The organism is Myroides sp. C4067 (genome assembly GCF_038039665.1).
GTDB classification, from domain to species: Bacteria; Bacteroidota; Bacteroidia; order Flavobacteriales; family Flavobacteriaceae; genus Flavobacterium; species Flavobacterium odoratimimum.
Genome location: NZ_JBBPHJ010000031.1, coordinates 1 through 22,770, shown reverse-complemented (window position 1 = coordinate 22,770; position 22,770 = coordinate 1). Strand labels below are relative to the sequence as shown.

The 22,770-nt window shown below is 34.9% G+C and carries 18 protein-coding genes and 2 tRNA genes; 11 read left to right on the top strand and 9 right to left on the bottom strand.

Features of this window, described 5'->3' with window-relative positions; translation table 11 throughout:
* The first annotated feature begins 705 nt into the window (after positions 1 to 705).
* Together AABL87_RS15775 and AABL87_RS15770 are read left to right on the top strand one after the other, a co-directional pair.
* Positions 706 to 2,859, top strand: coding sequence for a S46 family peptidase (locus AABL87_RS15775; protein ID WP_006257282.1), 2,154 nt, complete (start codon positions 706 to 708; stop codon positions 2,857 to 2,859).
* A gap of 119 nt (positions 2,860 to 2,978) precedes the next feature.
* Entirely contained in the window at positions 2,979 to 3,209 is a 231-nt protein-coding gene (locus tag AABL87_RS15770) for a hypothetical protein (RefSeq protein WP_006257283.1), read from the top strand.
* Positions 3,210 to 3,416: 207 nt separating this feature from the next.
* On the opposite strand, the gene AABL87_RS15765 is transcribed toward AABL87_RS15770, so the two are convergent.
* Positions 3,417 to 4,940, bottom strand: a complete 1,524-nt coding sequence (locus AABL87_RS15765; RefSeq protein WP_006257284.1) for a GH3 auxin-responsive promoter family protein — start codon at positions 4,938 to 4,940, stop codon at positions 3,417 to 3,419.
* 111 nt (positions 4,941 to 5,051) lie between these two features.
* Between AABL87_RS15765 and AABL87_RS15760 the strand changes: the two genes are divergently transcribed.
* Positions 5,052 to 5,849, top strand: a complete 798-nt coding sequence (locus tag AABL87_RS15760) for a DUF2797 domain-containing protein (protein ID WP_006257285.1) — start codon at positions 5,052 to 5,054, stop codon at positions 5,847 to 5,849.
* Between the two features lie 52 nt (positions 5,850 to 5,901).
* Here AABL87_RS15760 and AABL87_RS15755 read toward each other — a convergent pair whose 3' ends face one another.
* Positions 5,902 to 8,532, bottom strand: coding sequence for an AsmA-like C-terminal region-containing protein (locus AABL87_RS15755; protein WP_006257286.1), 2,631 nt, complete (start codon positions 8,530 to 8,532; stop codon positions 5,902 to 5,904).
* Positions 8,533 to 8,667: 135 nt separating this feature from the next.
* Positions 8,668 to 10,434, bottom strand: a complete 1,767-nt coding sequence (gene sppA, locus AABL87_RS15750) for a signal peptide peptidase SppA (protein WP_006257287.1) — start codon at positions 10,432 to 10,434, stop codon at positions 8,668 to 8,670.
* Between the two features lie 126 nt (positions 10,435 to 10,560).
* Between sppA and folK the strand changes: the two genes are divergently transcribed.
* The gene (gene folK / locus AABL87_RS15745) at positions 10,561 to 11,709 is read left to right on the top strand and encodes a 2-amino-4-hydroxy-6-hydroxymethyldihydropteridine diphosphokinase (RefSeq protein ID WP_006257288.1); all 1,149 of its coding nucleotides are present in this window, start codon (positions 10,561 to 10,563) and stop codon (positions 11,707 to 11,709) included.
* Positions 11,699 to 12,259: a DUF1543 domain-containing protein gene (locus tag AABL87_RS15740; RefSeq protein WP_006257289.1), complete on the top strand. Its 561-nt coding sequence runs from the start codon at positions 11,699 to 11,701 to the stop codon at positions 12,257 to 12,259. The genes folK and AABL87_RS15740 overlap by 11 nt, the downstream gene beginning before the upstream one ends.
* A 45-nt stretch (positions 12,260 to 12,304) precedes the next feature.
* Here the strand turns inward: AABL87_RS15740 and AABL87_RS15735 are convergent, their stop codons facing one another.
* The 6 genes from AABL87_RS15735 to AABL87_RS15710 all read right to left on the bottom strand — a co-directional run bounded on the left by AABL87_RS15735 (position 12,305) and on the right by AABL87_RS15710 (position 17,822).
* Positions 12,305 to 13,027, bottom strand: a complete 723-nt coding sequence (locus AABL87_RS15735) for a DUF3667 domain-containing protein (RefSeq protein WP_006257290.1) — start codon at positions 13,025 to 13,027, stop codon at positions 12,305 to 12,307.
* A gap of 171 nt (positions 13,028 to 13,198) precedes the next feature.
* Entirely contained in the window at positions 13,199 to 13,729 is a 531-nt protein-coding gene (locus AABL87_RS15730; RefSeq protein ID WP_006257291.1) for a YceI family protein, read from the bottom strand.
* A gap of 130 nt (positions 13,730 to 13,859) precedes the next feature.
* Positions 13,860 to 14,696 (bottom strand): DUF3806 domain-containing protein, encoded by an 837-nt coding sequence (locus tag AABL87_RS15725; protein WP_006257292.1) that lies wholly within the window; start codon positions 14,694 to 14,696, stop codon positions 13,860 to 13,862.
* 106 nt (positions 14,697 to 14,802) lie between these two features.
* On the bottom strand, positions 14,803 to 15,855 hold the full coding sequence (locus AABL87_RS15720; RefSeq protein ID WP_006260560.1) for a serine hydrolase domain-containing protein: 1,053 nt from the start codon (positions 15,853 to 15,855) through the stop codon (positions 14,803 to 14,805).
* A gap of 104 nt (positions 15,856 to 15,959) precedes the next feature.
* A complete protein-coding gene (locus tag AABL87_RS15715) occupies positions 15,960 to 16,838 on the bottom strand; it encodes a DUF3806 domain-containing protein (RefSeq protein WP_225582007.1) in 879 nt (292 codons plus the stop codon).
* Positions 16,839 to 17,297: 459 nt separating this feature from the next.
* On the bottom strand, positions 17,298 to 17,822 hold the full coding sequence (locus AABL87_RS15710) for an RNA methyltransferase (protein ID WP_006257295.1): 525 nt from the start codon (positions 17,820 to 17,822) through the stop codon (positions 17,298 to 17,300).
* A 258-nt stretch (positions 17,823 to 18,080) separates the two neighbouring features.
* Between AABL87_RS15710 and AABL87_RS15705 the strand changes: the two genes are divergently transcribed.
* From AABL87_RS15705 to AABL87_RS15680, 6 genes are all read left to right on the top strand, one after another.
* Positions 18,081 to 18,368: a hypothetical protein gene (locus AABL87_RS15705; protein WP_006257296.1), complete on the top strand. Its 288-nt coding sequence runs from the start codon at positions 18,081 to 18,083 to the stop codon at positions 18,366 to 18,368.
* 163 nt (positions 18,369 to 18,531) lie between these two features.
* On the top strand, positions 18,532 to 19,050 hold the full coding sequence (locus AABL87_RS15700; protein WP_006257297.1) for an FUSC family protein: 519 nt from the start codon (positions 18,532 to 18,534) through the stop codon (positions 19,048 to 19,050).
* Between the two features lie 71 nt (positions 19,051 to 19,121).
* Entirely contained in the window at positions 19,122 to 21,719 is a 2,598-nt protein-coding gene (gene mutS / locus AABL87_RS15695) for a DNA mismatch repair protein MutS (RefSeq protein ID WP_006257298.1), read from the top strand.
* Between the two features lie 201 nt (positions 21,720 to 21,920).
* A tRNA-Gly gene (locus AABL87_RS15690) sits at positions 21,921 to 21,993 on the top strand.
* Between the two features lie 9 nt (positions 21,994 to 22,002).
* Positions 22,003 to 22,088 (top strand) — tRNA-Leu (locus tag AABL87_RS15685).
* A gap of 108 nt (positions 22,089 to 22,196) precedes the next feature.
* Positions 22,197 to 22,568: a hypothetical protein gene (locus tag AABL87_RS15680; RefSeq protein WP_006257300.1), complete on the top strand. Its 372-nt coding sequence runs from the start codon at positions 22,197 to 22,199 to the stop codon at positions 22,566 to 22,568.
* Positions 22,569 to 22,770 lie beyond the last annotated feature (202 nt).

The following is a 22,770-nucleotide window of genomic DNA, read 5'->3' as shown; positions in this document are numbered from 1 at the left end:
AAAAAGGTAAGTAATCAAAGTGGTTACTTACCTTTTTTATATGAATTAATAATTATACTAGTCGTGAACTTTTATATTAAAAGTCTACTCGATCGGATTTTAATCCCGATGTACCAATATAAGACAAAATATTGATTACTGCAACACCACAATCACTAATTATGATTTTTTCAACACACTAATTCTCTTTTTTGTGTTCTCACACACCTTTTTTTCGCATTAGAAACTACTTTTTTGAAAAGATAACACCTCACACAAGACAGGGTACAGTCTCATACCAAAATGGTGCTATATAGACATAATTCCAGCAACACTTAGATACATCACTACAAATTCTACTCCTTATATATACACAGTAGTATAGTTATCTTATTTCTCCCTCTAAACACACCTCTCTATCTATAAGATAAGGTAACTCCACTCCTTACTTACATTCTATCACATAGGTACTTATAATGAGTTTCAATAGAAATGAGTCCGTAGTGAGTCCGTTATGAGTCCGTAGTGAGTCCGTTATGAGTCCGTAGTGAGTCCGTTTTTTTGACCGTTTTAACGGAGTCAATACAGACAGATTACTTTCTTAGTATACTAATATTACGAACCACTATACTCCAACAGTACTATCGCGTATTAACATATTTCGATTTTAGCGTTCCCATGTAATATTGTATCTTGCCAGCGAATTCAATTCTAACTAACACTTTTATGAATAAAAAGATTAAAAATCTATTTAAGGCACTTGTAGTATTGGTAGCTTTACCTATCTATGCACAACAAGGTGGGATGTGGATTCCTTCTCTGCTAAAGGGAATGAATGAAACAGAAATGAAAAGCCTTGGAATGAAGATGTCTATCGAAGATATCTACGATGTGAACCAATCTAGTATGAAAGATGCTGTCCCTCACTTCAATGGTGGGTGTACTTCTGAAGTTATCTCTTCACAAGGTCTTTTACTAACTAATCACCACTGTGGGTATGGACAGATCCAAGCACACTCTTCTGTAGAGAATGATTACTTAGCTAACGGGTTCTGGGCTAAATCTATGGCTGAAGAGCTACCTAACGAAAACTTAGAAGTTACTTTCATCGTTCGCATAGAGGACGTGACTAAAGAAGTAATGGCTGGTGTAGTAGCTAAAGATTCTGAAATAGAAAAACAAGCTAAGATCCAAAAAAACATTACTACAACTGTAGCTAAATTTCCTAAAGAAAAATGGCAAGACAATAAGATTAAATCTTTTTATGAAGGAAACCAATACATCTTATTCGTAACAGAGACTTTTAAAGATGTACGTCTAGTAGGTGCACCACCATCATCTATTGGTAAGTTTGGTTCTGATACAGATAACTGGGTATGGCCACGTCACACAGGTGACTTCTCTCTATTCAGAATATACGCTGACAAAGACAATAAACCAGCAGCATACTCAAAAGATAATGTACCTTACCGTCCTAAGCACTTCTTCCCTATCTCACTTAGTGGTGTAGAAGAAGGTGACTTCACTATGGTATTTGGTTACCCAGGTAGAACACAAGAGTACTTACCATCTTATGCAGTAGAACAAATCGTAAACGATCTAAACCCTGTAAGAATCGGTATCCGTGATAAAGCACTTAAGATCACTGACGAGTTTATGCGTGCAGACCAAGCAATCAAGATCCAATATGCATCTAAATATGCTAGCACAGCTAACTATTGGAAAAAATGGATCGGAGAAAGCCAAGGTTTAAAAAAGACGAACGCTGTACAAGCTAAACAAGATTTCGAAAAAGACTTCATCGCAAGAGCTAAGAAAAATAAAAACACTAAAGCTTATGCTGATATCCCTGCTAAGTTCGAAAAACTTTATGGAGATATTAAACCTTATGCTATTAGCAAAGATTACTTCGCTGAAGTAGTACAACGCAATGCTGAACTTCTAGCTGCGGCTTGGAGAGTATATGCTTTAGAGACTTATGCGTCTAATGAACAAGCATTCAACAGCAGACGTGAGAACTTAATCAAAGGTCAAGACAAATTCTACAAAAACTATAGCAAGGCAGTTGACGAAAAAGTATTCGAGGCTATCGTAGAAATGTATGCAAAAGATGCGCCTAAACAATTCTTACCTAAAGAATTAAACGGAGCTAACATCTCAGCTATCACTAAAGATATCTATGCGAATAGTAAATTAACTACTTACGCAGGACTACAAGAATTATTAAAAGGTAATGCTGATCAAGTAGTGAAAAATATCAACAACGATAAAGGATACGCTTTTGCTAAAGCACTAATCGAAAACTATATTCAGAATGTATTACCTAAATACGAAGAATTAGAAAGAGAAATAGCTGCTTTACAACGTACATTTATGAAAGCTCAGTTAGACTTATATCCTGATGCTAGAATATTCCCTGATGCTAATAGTACACTACGTGTTACTTATGGTAAAGTAGATGGGTACTTCCCTAAAGACGCTACGTACTACGAACCTGTAACTCACTTAGAAGGTATTATGGAGAAATATGTACCTGGTGACTATGAATTCGACGTACCTGCAAAATTAGTAGATCTATATAATAAGAAAGACTACGGACAGTATGCAGATAATGGTAAATTACCTGTGAACTTCATCGCTACTAACCATACAACTGGAGGAAACTCTGGAAGTCCAGCTATCGATGCAGAGGGTAATCTAATAGGGTTAAACTTTGACCGTGTTTGGGAAGGAACGATGAGTGATATATACTATGATCCATCTATTTGTCGTAACATTATGGTAGATGCTAGATACATTTTATTCATTATAGATAAGTTTGCAGATGCAAAACATCTAATTGAGGAGATGAAATTAGTAGAACCTAAGAAAAAAAAGTAATTAAGACATTGGTTTACAGAAACTTATTGATTAAAAAAAAATATTCAAAAAAAGTTTTGCGAACCAAAAAATTCATATATTTGTCACGAATTAATAATTAACTTTTATAATTTAGTAAGATGAAAAAAATCGCATTAAGCATCGCTTTAGTAGCAATGATGGGAGTATCTTTCGTTTCTTGTAAAGAAACTGCAAAAGAACCAGCTGTAGAAGAAACAACAACTGAAGAAGTAGTAACTGAGGAAGCTCCAGCTACTGAAGAAGTTGCTCCAGAAGCTACAGAAGAGGCTACTACTGAAGAAGCTCCAGCTACTGAGGAAGCTCCAGCTACAGAAGAAGCTGCTAAATAATTTTAGCAAAACTGTTCATAAAAAAGACCCTGCTAGGCAGGGTTTTTTTATATCTATACTTTTCTAAGTTACCATCTATCCCATATATCATACATCACTGTATCACCTACAATTACTATCCTTCTTACTTCATTAGTTTAGCTATTAGATATAAAAAAAGCATCCATTAAAATGAATGCTTTGATGAATTATAATAACTACACAATATTATACTAATATACGTTGCATTGATAATAGTTCTTCTAGTAGTGTACGCTCATTAGATAAGCGTGGTACCTTATGCTGTCCTCCAAGTTTATTGTTATTCTTTAGCCAATCATAGAATAGATTCTTACGAGCGCTATGTAATACTAATGGATTTAAAGTCATATTATTCGTACGCTTCGCCTCATAATCAGAGTTGAGAGCTTGTAGATTCTTGTCTAGTACTTCACTGAACAATTGTAGATTGTCTGGAGCTTTACTGAACTCTACTACCCATTCGTGAGCACCTTTCTCTTTTCCTTCCATAAATATAGGTGCTACCGTGTACTCAGCTACCTCAGCATTCAATTCAATACAGGTCTTTGCCAATGCTCTGTCTGTATTCTCTATCATCAACTCTTCACCGAATACATTGATAAAATGTTTAGTACGTCCTGTTATTTTAATACGATAAGGTAATAGACTAGTAAAGCGCACTGTATCTCCGATTAAGTATCTTACTAATCCTGCATTAGTAGTGATCACTAGTGCATAATTCTTACCTATCTCTACTTCTGATAATGGAATTATCTTTTGATTAGAAGTTCCGAAAGTATCCATAGGAATAAACTCATAGAATATTCCGTAATCTAACATTAACAACAGTTCATTACAGTCATTCTGATCTTGGATAGCAAAGAAACCTTCAGAAGCATTATAGATCTCATAATATCTAAATCGATCACTAGGTAGTAGCTTTTTATACTGATCCTTATAAGGCTCAAAACTAACTCCTCCATGGAAATAAACCTCAGCATTAGGCCATAGTTCTAATAAATCTCCTCTACCTGTCTCTTGTATAATGCGGTTTAATAACACCAACATCCACGAAGGTACTCCTGCAAAACTAGTTACATTCTCATTCCTTACTTCCTTAATAATTGCATTCATCTTGCTTTCCCATTCAGACATTAGCGATGTCTTGTTACTAGGAGTACTGCTTAACTCTGCCCAAAAAGGCATATTATCAATTAAGATAGCCGATAAATCTCCAAAGAAAGTATTCTTGTCTTCATAAAGTTGTTTACTTCCTCCTAACCTTAAGCTCTTCCCAGTAAATAACTGGGAATCTTCATTATTATTTAAGTATAAACACAATAAGTCTTTTGCTGCTTTATAATGACAGTTCTCTAATGCTTCATTACTCACAGGTATAAACTTACTTTTTGCATTAGTAGTTCCACTTGACTTAGCAAACCAACGAATAGGCTCTGGCCAAAAGATATTATTCTCTCCTTGACGAGCGCGTTCTATATAAGGCTCAAACTCTTCGTATTTAAATAAAGGCACTCTCTCTGCGAAGTCTCCATAGCTCTTTATACTATCGTAGCCAAACTGCTTTCCTAAGATTGTCTTCTCATTTGTCTTCATTAAATTCAAAAACAAGTCATTTTGTACTTCATTTGGATATTTTCTAAATAGATCTATCTGGTGAATTCTCTTCTTCAATATCCAAGAAGCGATAGAATTAATAATTGTGAATGCCATATCTTATTAATTAGTCAAGTATCTAATCTTTTCATTATGAAAAGTTAGTAATTACAGTGGTAAATGTTTTTTCGTACTTTTACGACTTACCCAAAAATAACAATTTTATCTATGCAATACGAAGGAGTTTTAAACAAAATGCAGACGGAATTTAACACCCCTATTGAATACTATTTAGTATTTAAAAGCAACTTCATCAATATAAATCAGATTCTTGACAGAAACATAAAGATTGAGTTTACAGGATATGAATGTTTAAACTGTGGACAGCACAAAAAAATATTTAGACAAGGCTTTTGTTATGAGTGTTTTTACTCTAGTGCACAAGTAGGTGATTGGATCATGAGACCTGAGTTAAGTACAGCGCACCTAGGGATAGAAGATAGAGACTTAGAGTATGAAACAAAGGTACAGATACAGCCTCATATCGTATATCTAGCTGTAGCTAGTGATGTAAAAGTAGGGGTAACTAGAAAAACACAAGTACCTACCAGATGGATAGATCAGGGGGCTTCTAAAGCAATAGAGATAGTAGAAGTACCTAATAGATACTTAGCAGGAATCACTGAGGTAGCTCTAAAAGATATGTTTACAGACAAAACGAATTGGAGAAAGATGCTACAGAATGAAGTACTAGAAACAAACTTAGAAGAAATAAGAAATTCTCTAAAAGAGAAACTACCAGAAGAAGTAAGACCTTACTTTGACCAAACTGACTCTTCTATCTTTAATCTAAATTACCCTGTCATACAATTCCCAACAAAGATAAAAAGTCTTAACCTTGATAAGACTCCTTCTTATGAAGGTAAGTTAAAAGGTGTCAAAGGACAATATCTACTATTCGAAGATGGTACTGTATTTAATATCCGTACTTATGAAGGATATATGGTTAATATCGAAGTGATCTAATAACATATATAAAAAAAACGAGCTCCCTTAATTGGAGCTCGTTTTTTTTATACTATTCTGTTTCTTCTGTCTTTTTCTTTTTACCGAAAAGCCCTTTTAAGCCTTCGCTAATTTTGTTGACTGTTTCTTCAGTTTCATTTTTCTTTGTCACATCCTCCTCATTTGGAGTATTGTTTTCCTTTTTACCTCCTAAGATATCTAACAATGCATCTTTACCTTTTCCTACTAATTGATTCTTCTGTTCTTCTAAAATTTCATTTGTAATATTCTTTACTACATCAGCCATATTAGCAGACACCTTTGGGTTGGTAAAGTCACCAGTCACTCCTACTTTCACAGGTATTGCATCAAACTTATTACTAGATTTAGGTCCTAAAGCAGTCAATGCATTAGCGACATCATTACCTAATAATTTAGCTGGTACTTTAAAGTCCAAAGCATAATTAAGGCTTTGATCAAAGCCATGCTCACCTGATACAGTCACCGCTAAGTCTTTTGTTTTTATATCAAAAGGCTTGAACTGTACACGTCCATTATTAAAAACAATGTGCATCTTTTTATTACTCAAATCTAGATTCTTCAAATCAATGAAGTTCAACGCTCCATCTAATGAAGATAGTAGTTTAGAATTCTGAGCAGTAATACTAGCATTCGCTAAATCACCTTTTATATCACCTGACATTGTATTTAAGTCTGGTGATAAATCTGCTGCATTTAACTTTCCTTTCATCACTACAGCTGCATTTACTTTCCCTGACATCACATTAGCAATAGGTGCTACAGCTTTTAAAAACCCTAAATCAGTAAAAGTCTGTTTGATATCTAAACTTTGTAGTCCTAAGTTCATATCAAATGTAGGTATAGCTTCTTTTGTTGACACATTTCCTCCGAAAGCTATTTTCCCACCAAAAAGATCTGTTGACATATTTTGAAGACGTGCTGCTTCATCTTTAATCACTAATGTACCTTTTACATTCTTAAGTGTTAGGTCGTCGTATACTACTGTCTTTGCATTTGCATTAATTGTACAATCTAAGAACCCTGGAATCTTTAATGGATCGGATGCTTTTGTTGTAGTTGATTTCTCTTTCTTCTCTTCTACTTTCGCAGTATCTTCTTTTAATAAATCAGCTAATACAAAATTATTAGAGTTTAAATTAAAGTTTCCTTTTAAGGTCTGCTTCTTAAATAAGAACCCATATAGATTATCTAATCTCCCGTCTGCATTTAGATCTGAAGTACCCGTTTTTATAGCAAGCTTATTTAGCGTAACATTACTTGTATTAAAAGTAAGAGCTGCCTCTTGTATCTGCATTGGCTTAGCCATCGCATCTGTACTAAAATTAAAGCCTGTCAAAGATACACTACCACTGTTTTTTATATTTTGATATTGTTCTTTCTCTACAGAGTTCATATCAAAATTAGTAGCTACTTTCGCTTTTAATATCCCTGTCAGTGGTGTATCTAGTTTCACAGGATATGCTTTAGATACATTTGCCAAATTAATAACTCCATCAAAATTCGCATCTACTAATGCATTCTCGCTAATGTTCTTAATCTTTGCTTTCGCATTGAATATATCTTGATCTATCTTAAATGACAATTGGTTAATATCTACATATAGATCTTTCATTATCCCCGTCTCATTCATCACATTAATATCTAATAGAATATTCTGAACTGCTTTAGGAAGATCTGGATACTTAAAGGAAGCATTCTTTGCATTCATATGAATAGCTAGTGTAGGAATAGTCGTTTCTGTCATTTTACCTTTTACCTTTCCTTCTACTTTAAAATCACCTGATGTAGTCACCCCTTTTAGATTACCCGCATAAGCTTCTGGTATTAATCCTAAGAAGTTTTTAAAGTCTGAGTCAGGAGTAGCAAAACTCAAATCAAACTGCTGTCCGTCTTCTAATAACTGCACTGAACCATCAAATGCTAAAGGCAACTGATTAATCAATGCTTTATTCTCTTTAAATGAATACAATTGATTCGTCATATCCATTCCAATTAAAGCTTTCAGTGATAAGTTAACCTCATTCAGAAACTTAGTATCCTCCATTACAAACGAAACTTTTGCTTTAGATTCTGTATCTAAATCCAGTATATCATCTGATAGATTACCTGTCCCTTGGTGATAAAACTCGTTAATAGTAAACATCATTTTACTACCTAAATCTTTATATGTCAAGTTTAGATTGTCTATCTTATAATGATTTAAAGCTAAAGAAAACGGATCTTTATCCGAAGAGTCCTCTTCCTCTTCATCCTCTTTTTTTAATGCTATATCATAGTTAGCTACCCCTTGTTCATTCACTATCACGTTAACCTTAGCATTTTCTACTAAGATATCTTCTATACTCATAGGCTTATCCGCCCCATTGAATAACTCCATAATAGACATCTTTAGCCCTATCATTTTTGCAGAGACTAAGGTGTCTCCTGCAAATGGTTCTTTATTCACAACAGCTAAGTCCTTAATCACTACTGTTGCTTTAGGAAAGTTACGTATAAAACTCAAGTCTACTTTTTCAAATGTCACCTTTGCATTTAAGTTGTCATTGATAGTCTTTAGCACTAAATCCTGTATCTTTCCCTTAAACAAAATAGGTGTTAGCATTAGTAAGATAAACAATCCCAACACTATACCTCCTGTCCATTTTAAAACCTTTTTATTCATAACTTTTCATTTTATTACAAAATAACAAAAAAAAAGAGTTATCCCTAGTTTAAAAGGATAACTCTTTATTCGATATTAATCAATTTATGTCTTCTTTAACGAAAGCATAAATTTGACTAAAACATTGTCTTATTACTACTCTATTTTTACTTCAAAAGGCAATATTGCTTGTACACCTCTCATATTGTTGAAATAGTTAAGTCTCTCTATCATTTCATAGTTAGCTTCACCTATCTTTTCTTTGATTAGCTCTTCTTCTGATTTAAATACAGAAGCACCTAGATACCCTCTAAGCATATCTTCGAACTTCATTTTATACTCTGGGTAGTTCACTACTTTATAGTCGTCTATCTCTACCTTTTTAGCAGCATAAGCGATGGCTGTATCTAATCCTCCTAGTTCATCTACTAATTTATTTTCTAGTGCATCTTTTCCAGTCCACACTCTACCTTGCGCTAATTCGTTTACTTGTTCTACTGTCATCTTTCTTCCATCAGCTACTCTCTGAACGAATGTCGTATATACATCCTCTATGCCTTCTGTCACCATCATTCTAAAGCCTGGATCAACATCTCTAAACGGACTATAATTAGCCGCATTATCATGTGTCTTCACTTGCTCAGCATTTACTCCATACTTTGTCGCTAATGCTTTAAAGTTCGGAACCATACCGAATACCCCTATAGAACCTGTAATCGTACCTGGATCTGCAAAGATTCTATCTGCATTACTAGAGATATAATACCCCCCAGATGCAGCTACATCTCCCATAGAAACAATCATTGGTTTCACTTTTTTAGTCAACTCTATCTCTCTCCAGATTAACTCAGAAGTCAGAGCACTACCTCCAGGGCTATTTACTCTTAGCACGATAGCTTTTATCTTATCATCTTTTCTTGCTGCTTTTAGAGCACGATTGATAGATCCTTCACCAATATAGCTTACGCTACCTTCACCATCTCTTATCTCTCCTTGTGCATAGATTACCGCAATACGATCTTTAGCTGTTTTTGCACTATTTTTCACAATCACATCTTTAACGTAATCTAAGATATCTACGCTATTATAATCTTTATCTCCTTCTACTCCTAATTCATGTTTGATAGCTGCATGATACTCATCCTCATAAGCTACTTTATCCACTAATCCTGTTTTTAAAGCTAATTTAGGTGTTCTAGCTCCTAGATTATTCGCTATACCATTTAAGCTATCTACAGATATCTTTCTACTCTTAGAGATATCGTTAACTAATGTTTCCCAAATAGACTTTAAGAATACTGTTGTCTGCTCTCTATTCGCCTCGCTCATGTTTTCTTGTAAGAATGGTTCTACAGCACTTTTATATTTACCGTGTCTCATTACTTCCATTTGTACTCCCGTTTTATCTTGTAATCCTTTTAAGTAAAGAATCTCTGTAGACAATCCCTTAAAGTCTAACCCACCTACTGGATTAATATAAATAGTATCTGCAATAGAGTTTAAATAATATTCTCCTTGTGAATACACATTAGCATACGCCAATACGAACTTACCTGTTGCTTTAAACTCTTCTAGTTTATTTCTAATCTCGCGTTTCTGTACTACTCCTAGCATAGAGTTATTATTCAGAATAGAGATCCCTTTAATACGATCATCTGTCTTCGCATACTCTATAGCTGCTAGTACGTCAGACACACCATCTTTTCCAGCTTCTCTAAAGCCGAATTCCTTCATATTATATTTACCTGCATAATCATATTTCACACTAGATAAATCTAAATTAATAACTGAACTATCTTTTACTGTAACAGTATCAGAACTACTTCCCATAGCTACACCGATGATCATCAGTCCAAAAAATAATATTCCGAAGAATATAAACAGACCTACTATCGTAGCTAAAACATTTCTTAAAAACCTCATATTAAAAACAATTTATCTTATTAGTATTCAAATTATAAAAAAAGTTACAGATTATACCCGTAAATTTGCATTATTAACTGATACAAAAGTAACGATTATTCAATTTTCTTTTATTTACTTTGCCCCATGTTTACGCAAAATCAAATAGTATTATCAATAGGTTCTAATCAAGGAGATAAATTATCGAACATAGAGAAATCTATCGAACTGATTAACAAGCATATTGGTACAGTCATAAAAATATCACCTATTTACGAATTTCCTGCTTGGGGTTTTGAGAGCGATCCTTTCTTTAATTGTGCTGTATTATTACACAGTACGCTAAAAGCTGAAACGGTTATTCTAAAGGTACTCGAAATAGAACAAGTACTAGGTAGAATACGTCCACAGCATACAGTGGGGTATAGTGCTAGACTGATAGATATCGATATTATCTCTTTTAACCAAGAAGTGTATAATACTGATAACCTATCTGTACCTCATCCCTTGATGCAAGACAGACAGTTCGTACTACAGCCATGCGCAGATCTAAACTTAGAATGGGCACACCCTATACTAAAGCAAAGTTTCAAAGAATTACTGAATAGCTGTAAAGATAAAACATCTTTTAAGATAGTAGGAGAGATAAAAAGTCCAATTCTTCAATATGGCTTTACTCATGTAAACTTTATCGCCATAGAAGGTAATATAGGTGCTGGTAAGACGACTTTAACTAATCGTATATCAGAGGACTTTAATGCAAAGAATATCCTAGAAGGTTTTGCGGACAACCCTTTCTTGCCTAAGTTTTACAAAGATGCTACGAGATACGCATTTCCATTAGAGATGTCATTCTTAGCAGACAGATACTCACAGTTATCTGATGATTTAGCACAGTTTGACCTTTTTAAAGAGTTTATCATTGCTGATTATTATATCTACAAGTCTATCATCTTTGCTCAAATCACTTTAGAAGAAGACGAGTTCAAGCTGTATCAGCAGATATTTGAGATTATGTATAAAGAAACTCCTAAGCCTGATCTATATGTCTACCTATATCAGAACACAGATCGCTTATTAGAGAATATACAGAAACGTGGTCGTTCTTACGAAAGTGAAATCCCAGGTACTTACTTAGATCAAGTGAACCAAGGTTATTTTAACTATATCAAGACAATGCCTGCAGACAAAGTGTTGATCATCGATATATCAGACTTAGACTTCGTAGCTAATCAAGAAGATTATATCTACATCTTAGATAAGATTCAACATAAACTAGTGAAGCATGACGAATAAACTATTTATGACCATGCTAGGAGTCACTCCTCCAGGACGTCATATAGAACAGCATGATATCTACTTCGGTATAGGCACACAGATGAAAGACCTCATCCCACAGATAGTTGACTTTTGGCCAGAAGCAGGACCTAAACTACACGTAGATGCATGGAGAGAAGTAACGTCTGTACAAGGTCATCACATAGAAGTAGTCTCTAGAGAAGCATACCTACCTAATGATCTAAAGTTATTCTTTATCAATCTAGGCGGTTATAAACCAGGTATTTTTGACGAGTTTCACCAGACGTGTCTAGTAGTCGCTAATAGTCAGAAAGAAGCTATCCAGTATGTAAAGAGTACAGCCTTCTATGAAGAGTATAACCTGCCTCCGAGAGGATATAGTCACGTAGATAATAAGTATGGTCTAGATGTAGATGATATCTATGAGATGGACGAAATCTTAAATGAAAATTTAAAACAGCAATACGCTATCAAAATAACTCCTTCTATAGAACCTCTAACAGATGATCACATAGAACTAGGGTATATGAAGCTAAGCAGTTTCTAACTATAAAGAACGTCCCATGATAGTATATCATGGGACGTTCTTTATTTACTTACTTTGGAGTATGACATAATCAAGTAGCTCTCCTATTATAATCACTAATACTGAGAATGTGAGCATCCCTAGAACATAAGCAAAGAAAGCTTTCAAATAACTCTTTATACGTTTCACTTCAAAGAACTGACCTATTCCCCAAGTACAATAGAGCACTCCTACCACTCCTGCAATAGCCATTAAATTAACCTTTACTATCCCTTGTATTATAGCAAATACAGAAAATATCAACATAGACATTCCTGTCACAAAGCACAATAAAATTAATATCTCAAATAAATTAAAAGAGTGTTTTTTAAATAACACCTTAGCCCATACCGCTATAAACACTCCTATAATTATATTCATATACCCTGAATGAGTGTCTCCCCATAGAAATATACTATCTGCCACTCTTCCACCTCCTGAATGATGGTAAGAAACAAAACTCTCTATGTGAAAATAATGAGCAATAAGGGAATAAATAAGAGAAGCTATAATAATGAATATAATAGGCTTTACTAATTTACTTCTATCCTCAGTAATATACATCTGAACTGTAATACCTGGTTTTAGCAATAGTTCTTTTATAGTATAGAATATACCCTTCTCAACGTGTAAAACGTGGCTTATCTCATGCAAAACATAGTGACTATCTATTCTCTTTAGCTTAATTGATTCTCCACAATCAGGACAATATCCTGTTGATAAATCTGTATGAGACGTTTTACAACTCATGATTTTCTGTATATTAAGTTCAGTTATCTTATATAGTCACTACATAGTGACTAAGGAAACAAATATAATAAAATCACTTAATTCTCAAATACAATTGCGAAAGCCTTCAAAGAGATCTCTTTGAAGGCTTTCGCAATTGTATATAAAAAATTTACATCTATGAAGACATCATTAAGCCTTAGCAAACTGTACTTCAGCGAATAACTTAATATCCTCACCTACTAACACTCCACCAGTTTCTAAACCAGCATTCCAAGTCAATCCAAACTCTTTACGGTTAATCTTAGACTCTAGAGACAGTCCTATCTTAGTATTCCCCCATGGGTCTACTAGTACTCCACTATATTCTGCATTAAATGCTACCTCTTTCGTCTCTCCTTTTATCGTTAGCATACCAGTTACTACATAGTAGTTATCTGTTTTCTTCTGAATAGAAGTAGAAGTAAACACGATATCTTGATAAAGCTCTGTTTCGAAGAAATCTGCACTTTTTAGGTGAGTATCTCTATCCGCATTATTTGTATCTATAGAAGCTACCTTTGCTGTAAATGATATTTCTGAAGTTTCGAATGCTGCATCTACATTCTTAATTGTCGATGTGAAGTCATTAAACTTACCTGATACATTCGTAAACATCATGTGTTTTACTTTAAATCCTATTTCTGAATGTGTAGGGTCGATATTCCAAACTGTATTTGTCATAATAATTCTATTTTTTAAGGTTATAACCACTGTCTTATCAGTAGCGTTTTGTATGAGACAAATGTATAACCTCTAACACCCTCATACACTTAACCTAAATTAAGAACGTATCTAACTACATTTATTCTTCCTAGAACTGATCTTCTACAGATTGAAATATTTTATCTAATAATCGAGGGATTTGGATATGTTCTCCTGCTTCTAGACGAGAGACTACTAAGCTAATCGGAAAAATAACGACCTCTGTATCCTTATACTGTAAGGCATACTCATAGCCTAGGTCACCTTCTACACCTACCCATTCAAAATCGATATAATAATAACGAAGTAATGCCCCGAATAACAATCCTAACTTACCAAGATATTCTTTATCCTTTAGATCAAAACACTGCTCATCGAATAACCACTGAAGTATGTCCAACGCCTTACCAGAATCAAATACGGATTTTAACTCATATTGATTGGCTCCTAAGAGCGTACTTACACTAGACTCTATAAACTCGAGCTCTTCAGGAGTCAAGGCTTGACTACTATGGTCTTCATTGAGGACTATTCCTACATATTCTATCATCTGTACAGCCTCTTCTAAATAGCCACTTGCTAACTCAGAATTTACATCTGACTGACTGATGAATAACTGTAGCTCAAAGCGTACATTGTTATACAATACAGAATACTCATAGATATATAGATCTTCTATCTCTAGCTCTGTCATATAATAGAACTTATCTCCTACTTCCTTTACCTCCTCTTCTATATGACTCGCTTCAGTAGTAAAGTCTTCTAACACCTGCTCGAAGTCAAAGTCCTCTCCTCCTACTGTCCTTATATCATACACAGAGATATAAGGTAGATAACTCACTCCGTCTTTAGTCAAGATAAACCCTCCATAATCTGCTAACTCTACATCATACTCATCAGGTATTACCAATACTAACTTCTCTACTCCTAAATCTATATATTGCATACGCTTTACTTATTATCCTTAGATAAATATACCTTTTTTATTGTAGTCACAAAAGTTATATTATCATCTTATAAAAAAAGCTAACCATTACGTTAGCTTGTCTATTTTAGTCTTCTTCTTTCAGTATTTTATAGCCGTTAGGGTACAGCATATTCACTATCCCCTTAAACACCTGATCAGGTACCTGCTGAGCATTACTGCTATAAGCGATAGATACTTCATCATCGGGATTATATACTAGCATCGTATGCGTCCCTAGTGTGTCTCCACCATGCCCGTAAAAACTTACATTATCATAAACTAAATGCATTATACCTCTACCAAATTTACCTTCTATCTTTTGGGGCAACATTGATTCTAACGAGGCTGATGTAATTACTTTACCATGAAATAAATTATAAATAAAGATATTCAACTCTTTAGTCGTCGTGGTCAAATCTCCCACCCCTATAATATTCATCGGGTTGATGTCTATCATTTCTGCCCATTGTCCGTGTTTGAATTGATATGGTTTATGTACATAGATAGGCATCGATTTAGCAGAATATGTACTTTCTAACCTCAATGGATTCACGATATACTGATTGACTAATAAATGATAAGGTTTATCAGTCACCTCTTCTATTATTTTAGTCAATAGATAATAAGCCGAATTAGAATATGCTCGATCTGTATCAGGAGCAAACTTCACTCCTTGTTCTTTAATCAAGTTTAATATCTCCTGCTCTGTCACTTTCTCTGTCACCCACACTTCTCCATTTTTGACTACATAGCTCCCTAGTCCACTACTGTGATCTAGCAGATTCTTAATCGTGATACGATCAGCATTGGGCATATCTGGATAGAAGTCAGATAACTTAGTGGTCAACTCTAATTTGCCCTCTTCGATTAACTTAAATATAATCACAGCAGTATAAAGCTTAGTCACCGATCCTATCTGATACATCTTATTCTCATCAGACGAGGTATCGGGTAAATTCTCTTGTCCAAAGTTTTTATGATAGACTTCTACTCCCTTTTTAAAAATAGAGAGACTGCCTGCTTCTGTATTATTCTTAGACAATTCGTTTAAATAATGATCTAACTTATATCCTTGTATTTCTTGTCCAAATACAACAGAAGATAACATCATCACAAATAATAGTATCTTGGTGTTCATCCTAATCGTTTTAATGTATTATCATTAATTAGTAGCTATCACACTACGACTGTTACAGTTATATATAAGTCAAAAGAAAGTCAATCTCTTGATGACTATTCTTATTAATAATTATACTCTAGTCGGGTGTACCCTTTATCACGCTCTATACCAATCTCTATATGCTGTACCACTTCCTCCATTAAGGCTATAACATTGATCTCTACCTCATCTTCAATTCGCTTAGTAATCATCGAAATCGGAAAACATTGCAAGGCGTAGTCTTGATACTGTAACGCCAACTCTCTACCATACTGATCATGTACTACTATCCAATGAAAATCACTGTACTGATACTGAAAACAAGCTCCGAACAAGATACCTAGTGCCTGATGATATTCATAATCATTCACGGCATACTCTCTTAGATTCAGTATCTCCTGTAACTTCGTTATAGCGTCACCACTCTCGTGATAAGCCTGAAGGTCTTCTGACGCTATCCCTAATACTTTAGCCGACGCTGTCTCTAGATGTACTAGGTCATCATACTTAGGTTCTAGTAATGGAAACTGTAGAGAAGATAGACTATCTATACTTCTGATCATCTCCTCTATCTCTTCTAGATAGACAGCTACCTCATCACTCCCTCTATCCTCCTTATTTATAATCAATGATGCTATGACAATATCATCACCATACATCACCTCGAATATGTGCATATACAGCTCCTCCTGATCTTCATTATCATAAGAGAAATAACTTTTTCCTTTATACGTCACTGCCTCTGTATTCCTCTGATGAGCTTTATCCTTAAAATCTTGTAATAGGGCTTTCTGTGTCACTCCCTCAGCTCTCGTAAAAGAGATAACACTAAATCTAATCAGAGGCTCGTCATCATGCTCGCCTCTGTATAGTATCACAGTACTATCCCCATCATTACAACTATAATAATGACTCGGCCCTTTTATAATGGTCTGTCCACTTCCTATTTCGAATACCTTCATTATTTCTCTTTTATTTATCTCAAAGATATTATTTAGTCCATTACTATAACGTGATAATATCATTAAATTATACATATTACCTTGCCCTCATTTGGTTATTTTGGTTACTTATGACCATGCTTTATCTAGCTTATTACCATTCTTAAGTCAATGAAATTCAATATTTATACAAATGTTATTCGGATACAGTTTTGCTATCCTTCGGTAAAAAGGTGTTTTTCCGAGCAAAACCAATGCTTTACCCAAATACTACCCGAACGATTCTAGTAAAAACCAAAACAAACAACTATATATCAACCAATTAACACAAATCATATTCTCCATACAAGGGCAATAACTCCATGATCATTCATTATCTCCACTAGAGGGCATTATAGGTCAATAATTTCTATTGCATAGACATAAAAAAAGCTACTTCGTATAGAAGTAGCTCCTTGATATATAAATATTGATAAGATATTACATCTGTTGGAACAAGTCCCAGATTACGATTCCTGCACTTACAGAGATATTTAAAGAATGCTTCGTACCTAGCTGTGGAATCTCGATCACTCCATCACTTAAGTTTACCACCTCTTGATTAACTCCTTTTACCTCATTACCGAATACTAATGCGTATTTCGCTCCTTCTGTCACCTTAAAGTCATTTAGCATCACGCTATTCTCTACTTGCTCTACAGACTGTACAGATACACCACTCTCTTTTAATGACTTCACTACTTCTACTACATCCTTAGCATATTCCCACTCTACAGTTTCGGTAGCCCCTAGAGCTGTTTTGTGTATTTCTTTATTTGGAGGGGTAGCGGTGATACCACATAGATATACTTTCTCAACTAAAAAAGCATCGCACGTTCTGAATACAGACCCAATATTATGTAAACTTCTTACATCATCTAAAACTACAATAATAGGTGTTTTCTCAGAAGCTTTAAACTCTTCTACATTTTTACGATCCAATTCGCTATTGGCTAATTTACGCATGACTTAAAAATTTTAGCAAAAATACTATTTATCAAATGGATTACTCTCATCTAGGTTTTATTTTTAACTAATTATACCTTAATCAATATTATTACACACAATAAAAAAGCAATATTATTACACACAATAAAAAAGCAATAGTATTCAAATATAACACACTCGATATTACACTTTTAAAACAAAGATTGCACCAAGTAGTGCTCCCTTTCTTCCTATACAATAGCTAACTTTGTTATAAACCAACAAAGCCACACCACCATGACTAAAAAACTACTCAATCAGCTGGCTCTGCTCACCATACTAAACAATATTGTCTTTGTGGTGATATATCAAGGGTCCCTTATTGCTGACTTTGCTCAGAGCCCTCAATACATACATTTGGTCGAATTGGCATGGATACTATGTCTAACAGGACTCATTATCTTCCCTACGATTATCTGTACGTTATTAGAATCTAAACAAATCAGTGTTCAAAAATTCCCAATATTAGCTATTGCTCTATCCTTTATCTCTGTTATATTTTTTGCATTTGCTAGTATTCCATAATTTTCAGCTTGATATAGACCTAAAACGACATACGTCTTCTTTACCTGTTTTTTTACTATTTTTTAACACTATTTCATTCTTTTTAGCTATATAAAAAACAGAAATAAGATATTATTGCAATATCAAATGAGAGTTCCTACCTTTGCATACTCAAAAAAAATCTATGGTAAGAACTCTCATAACTAGAATTATAACATCCCCAGTCATTATCTATACAACCAGATGCTTTATCGGGTTTTACATCGGATACCTACTATTCTTAAAATATCCGAACTATGAAATCCTGTGGACTTTAATCTCGATTATGCTAGTTATCTCACCAGAAGGTCAGAATTCTAAAAAGCTATCTGTAGAACGATTTAAGTCAAATCTAGTGGGGTCTGCTGTTGGTTTAGTTTGTTTAGAGATTCATCCTAGCCCTGATTTCTACATTAGTTTATTAGGTGTATTTCTAACGATCATGACCTGTTATCTATTCAAGATATTAAATATGGCTCGCGTAGCCTTAGTAGCTCTTATCATTATCCTTGTACAGCCGCATACTGCTAGCTCAGTAGAGGCTACTCCGCTGTTTAGATGCTTAGCAGTGACCTTAGGGTGTGTGATCGGTCTGACGATAACAGTACTTACCTCTATGATCATACGCAGACTAAAAAGGTATTATGGAATACCACTCTCTTAGAAGTTCATTAAGCAAATAGCGTTTGTAAAATGTATCTGTTATATTTGTAATTTGAAACACAAAACTACATTATGACTGCTAAAGCGAAAGCACCTAAGGAAACTCCATTAATGAAACAATACAACGATATAAAAGCCAAGTATCCTGATGCTTGTCTATTATTTCGCGTAGGAGATTTTTACGAGACATTCGGTGAAGACGCTGTCAGAGCATCTAAAATATTGGGCATTACATTAACCAAACGAAGTGCAGGTACAGCTAGTGAAACAGAATTAGCAGGTTTTCCTCATCACTCGATTAATGTTTACCTACCTAAGTTAGTCAAAGCTGGACTAAGAGTAGCTATCTGTGACCAGCTAGAAGACCCTAAAACAACTAAAACTATTGTCAAAAGAGGCGTTACTGAGTTAGTAACACCTGGTGTTGCCTTAAACGATGAAGTGTTACATTCTAAATCTAACAACTTCTTATGTGCAATACACTTTGCTAAAAAGACAATCGGTATATCATTCTTAGATGTTTCTACAGGAGAGTTTTTGACCACTGAAGGAGATCAAGATTATATAGATAAACTACTACAGAACTTTGCCCCTAGTGAGATTCTAGTACAGAAGAGTAATAAGACACACTTCTTACAGAACTACGGGACTACTTATAATCTATTCTTACTAGATGACTGGGTATTCAAGACTGACTTTGCATTTGAGTCTTTGACTACTCATTTTAAAACTAATTCCCTAAAAGGTTTTGGGGTAGAAGATTTAGTAGAAGGGACGATAGCCTGTGGAGCGATACTATATTACCTATCAGAGACACAGCACACTAGACTAGAGCATATCTCTAATATACAGCGTATCGCTGAAGATGCGTATGTGTGGATGGATCGTTTTACGATCAGAAACTTAGAGCTATACAACAGTGCTAACCTGAATGCGATAACGCTATTAGACGTGATAGATAAGACCTTATCTCCTATGGGAGGTCGTCTACTGAAGCGTTGGCTAGCGTTACCACTTAAGGATACCAAGAAGATTACGGATAGACATAATATCGTAGAGATACTAAAAGAGAACAGTGAACTCCTAACACTCTTCCAAACCCAAATAAAGAAGATATCTGACTTAGAACGATTAATCTCTAAGATCGCTACTGGTAAGGTATCTCCTAGAGAGCTAATCTATCTGAACGATTCTCTAGATGCTATTATTCCGATCAAGGAGACTGCCCAAAAAAGTAGTAATGATTCTCTAAAACAAATGGGAAATAAGCTACATGGATGCGAGCTACTTAGAGAAAAGATCAGAGGTACCATCAGTGAGGATGCTCCTGTAGCGATAGCAAAAGGAAATGCAATAGCAGAGGGTGTACACCCAGAGTTAGACGAACTGCGCAAGATCTCTACTTCTGGTAAAGAACTGCTAGAGGCTATGGAGATCAGAGAGAGTGAGAAGACAGGTATTCCATCGCTTAAAATATCGTTTAACAACGTATTCGGGTACTATATAGAGGTTCGTAATACGCATAAAAACAAAGTGCCTGCAGAGTGGATTAGAAAGCAGACGCTAGTGAATGCAGAACGTTATATCACGGAGGAGTTAAAAGAATACGAAACCAAGATACTAGGTGCAGAAGAGAAAATCTATAAGCTAGAGAACGAATTGTTTGAACAGTTCGTAGCTTGGTGTGCTCAATATATCAAACCTGTACAGCTAAATGCTAATCTTATCGCACAGCTAGACTGTCTGAGCTCTTTCGCTCAACAGGCTCTTGAGAATAACTATGTAAGACCACTGATAGATGACTCTTATGAACTAGATATAAAAGATGGTCGTCACCCTGTAATCGAGAAACAACTAGCGTATGACACACCTTATATCACGAATGATGTCTATCTAAACAATAAGGAACAACAAATCATCATGATCACTGGACCTAATATGTCTGGTAAGTCTGCTATTCTTAGACAGACAGCACTTATTGTATTGTTAGCTCAGATGGGAAGTTTCGTTCCAGCTAGAGAAGTACGTATGGGGCCAGTAGATAAGATATTCACACGTGTGGGAGCATCAGATAACATCTCTATGGGAGAATCAACTTTCATGGTGGAGATGAACGAGACAGCCTCTATCTTAAATAATATCTCTGATAGAAGCTTAGTCCTATTAGACGAGATCGGACGAGGTACGAGTACCTACGATGGTATCTCTATAGCCTGGGCTATCGCAGAGTACCTACATCAGCATCCAGGTAAGCCTAAGACATTATTCGCTACTCACTATCACGAGCTCAATGATATGTCTCAGAACTTCGACGGAATAAAGAACTATAACGTCTCTGTCAAAGAACTTAAAGACAATGTGCTATTTTTGAGAAAACTAGTTCCTGGTGGTAGTGCACACAGTTTCGGTATTCATGTGGCGAAGATGGCAGGTATGCCTACTACAGTTCTAAAACGCGCTGAAAAGATGCTAAAACAACTAGAAAAAGGACATGCTAAAGATCAACAACCACTGAAAGCAGTAGAAAATGATCTACAGCTAAGTTTCTTTAATCTAGATGATCCTCTATTAGAAGAATTAAAAGAAGATATCCTTGCTATAGATGTCAATAATATCACGCCAATAGAAGCGATTATGAAGATAAATGAATTAAAGAAAAAACTAAAATAATATAAAGAAGGAAGCTCGAATGAGCTTCCTTTCTCTTTTTTGGTAAAAACCTTTGTAAAAAGGCATGAACACAGACTTTGTAAATCAAGGAGTTAAAAAATATCTTTGTTTTTTAGCTACTTTTTATTTGGATAAACAAAAAAACGTTCTATATTTGCACTCGCAATACAGAAGTAAAGCGAAGTTCTTAAAAAACATTATGCGAAAATAGCTCAGTTGGTAGAGCGCAACCTTGCCAAGGTTGAGGTCGCGGGTTCGAACCCCGTTTTTCGCTCTATATCACGCTCGAGTGGTGGAAGTGGTAGACACGCTGGACTTAAAATCCAGTGGGTAGTAATGCCCGTGCGGGTTCAAGTCCCGCCTCGAGTACATAATCCCAAGTTAACGCTTGGGATTTTTTTTTGCCCCTTTAGAAATGTCATCTCCTTAGATATTTCTACAAAAAGTAAATTTCTTTAATTTTGTTTCTTAATTGATATGAGTGCATTCGTAATTAGTTTAAAAGATAACGGAAAGTATAAGTACACTTTTGAACACAGAAGAGGTAAAACATTAATGACAAGTGTAGAGTATCCTAGTGTAGAAGCTATTCATTCTACTATATCGTTCCTTAGAACCAACTATGATTCTCTAAACTTCATTAAGTTTAAAACCCCATCAGGTAAGTCTTACTTCAGACTCGCAATAGACAAAAAGATCTATGCCAACAGTAGAAGATTTAATACCGAACTAAGATTCGAAAAGGCAATGGAGGAGATTAAGTCAAACTTTGCTAACGCTGAAATACTAGATTTATCTCTAGATATCTTTGGAAATTTTCCTTCAGAAGATATATTTGACGCAGAGTAAGTATAATCTAGTTATTATAAAAAACTGATTTACAAGACTCCATAGAATAGTTTTAAAAAAACTAAAAAAGTCTTTTTATTTAATGGAAAAACATTCTATATTTGCCATCGCAATCACGAAAAAACGTGTGCAGTCAATGCCAATTGAGCTCGAGTGGTGGAAGTGGTAGACACGCTGGACTTAAAATCCAGTGGGTAGTAAT

Bases quoted from the DNA above. Each gene is read 5' to 3' on its own strand.
- AABL87_RS15775 (WP_006257282.1), top strand. From the start codon at position 706: ATGAATAAAAAGATTAAAAATCTATTTAAGGCACTTGTAGTATTGGTA.
- AABL87_RS15770 (WP_006257283.1), top strand. From the start codon at position 2,979: ATGAAAAAAATCGCATTAAGCATCGCTTTAGTAGCAATGATGGGAGTA.
- AABL87_RS15765 (WP_006257284.1), bottom strand. From the start codon at position 4,940: ATGGCATTCACAATTATTAATTCTATCGCTTCTTGGATATTGAAGAAG.
- AABL87_RS15760 (WP_006257285.1), top strand. From the start codon at position 5,052: ATGCAATACGAAGGAGTTTTAAACAAAATGCAGACGGAATTTAACACC.
- AABL87_RS15755 (WP_006257286.1), bottom strand. From the start codon at position 8,532: ATGAATAAAAAGGTTTTAAAATGGACAGGAGGTATAGTGTTGGGATTG.
- sppA (WP_006257287.1), bottom strand. From the start codon at position 10,434: ATGAGGTTTTTAAGAAATGTTTTAGCTACGATAGTAGGTCTGTTTATA.
- folK (WP_006257288.1), top strand. From the start codon at position 10,561: ATGTTTACGCAAAATCAAATAGTATTATCAATAGGTTCTAATCAAGGA.
- AABL87_RS15740 (WP_006257289.1), top strand. From the start codon at position 11,699: ATGACGAATAAACTATTTATGACCATGCTAGGAGTCACTCCTCCAGGA.
- AABL87_RS15735 (WP_006257290.1), bottom strand. From the start codon at position 13,027: ATGAGTTGTAAAACGTCTCATACAGATTTATCAACAGGATATTGTCCT.
- AABL87_RS15730 (WP_006257291.1), bottom strand. From the start codon at position 13,729: ATGACAAATACAGTTTGGAATATCGACCCTACACATTCAGAAATAGGA.
- AABL87_RS15725 (WP_006257292.1), bottom strand. From the start codon at position 14,696: ATGCAATATATAGATTTAGGAGTAGAGAAGTTAGTATTGGTAATACCT.
- AABL87_RS15720 (WP_006260560.1), bottom strand. From the start codon at position 15,855: ATGAACACCAAGATACTATTATTTGTGATGATGTTATCTTCTGTTGTA.
- AABL87_RS15715 (WP_225582007.1), bottom strand. From the start codon at position 16,838: ATGAAGGTATTCGAAATAGGAAGTGGACAGACCATTATAAAAGGGCCG.
- AABL87_RS15710 (WP_006257295.1), bottom strand. From the start codon at position 17,822: ATGCGTAAATTAGCCAATAGCGAATTGGATCGTAAAAATGTAGAAGAG.
- AABL87_RS15705 (WP_006257296.1), top strand. From the start codon at position 18,081: ATGACTAAAAAACTACTCAATCAGCTGGCTCTGCTCACCATACTAAAC.
- AABL87_RS15700 (WP_006257297.1), top strand. From the start codon at position 18,532: ATGGTAAGAACTCTCATAACTAGAATTATAACATCCCCAGTCATTATC.
- mutS (WP_006257298.1), top strand. From the start codon at position 19,122: ATGACTGCTAAAGCGAAAGCACCTAAGGAAACTCCATTAATGAAACAA.
- AABL87_RS15680 (WP_006257300.1), top strand. From the start codon at position 22,197: ATGAGTGCATTCGTAATTAGTTTAAAAGATAACGGAAAGTATAAGTAC.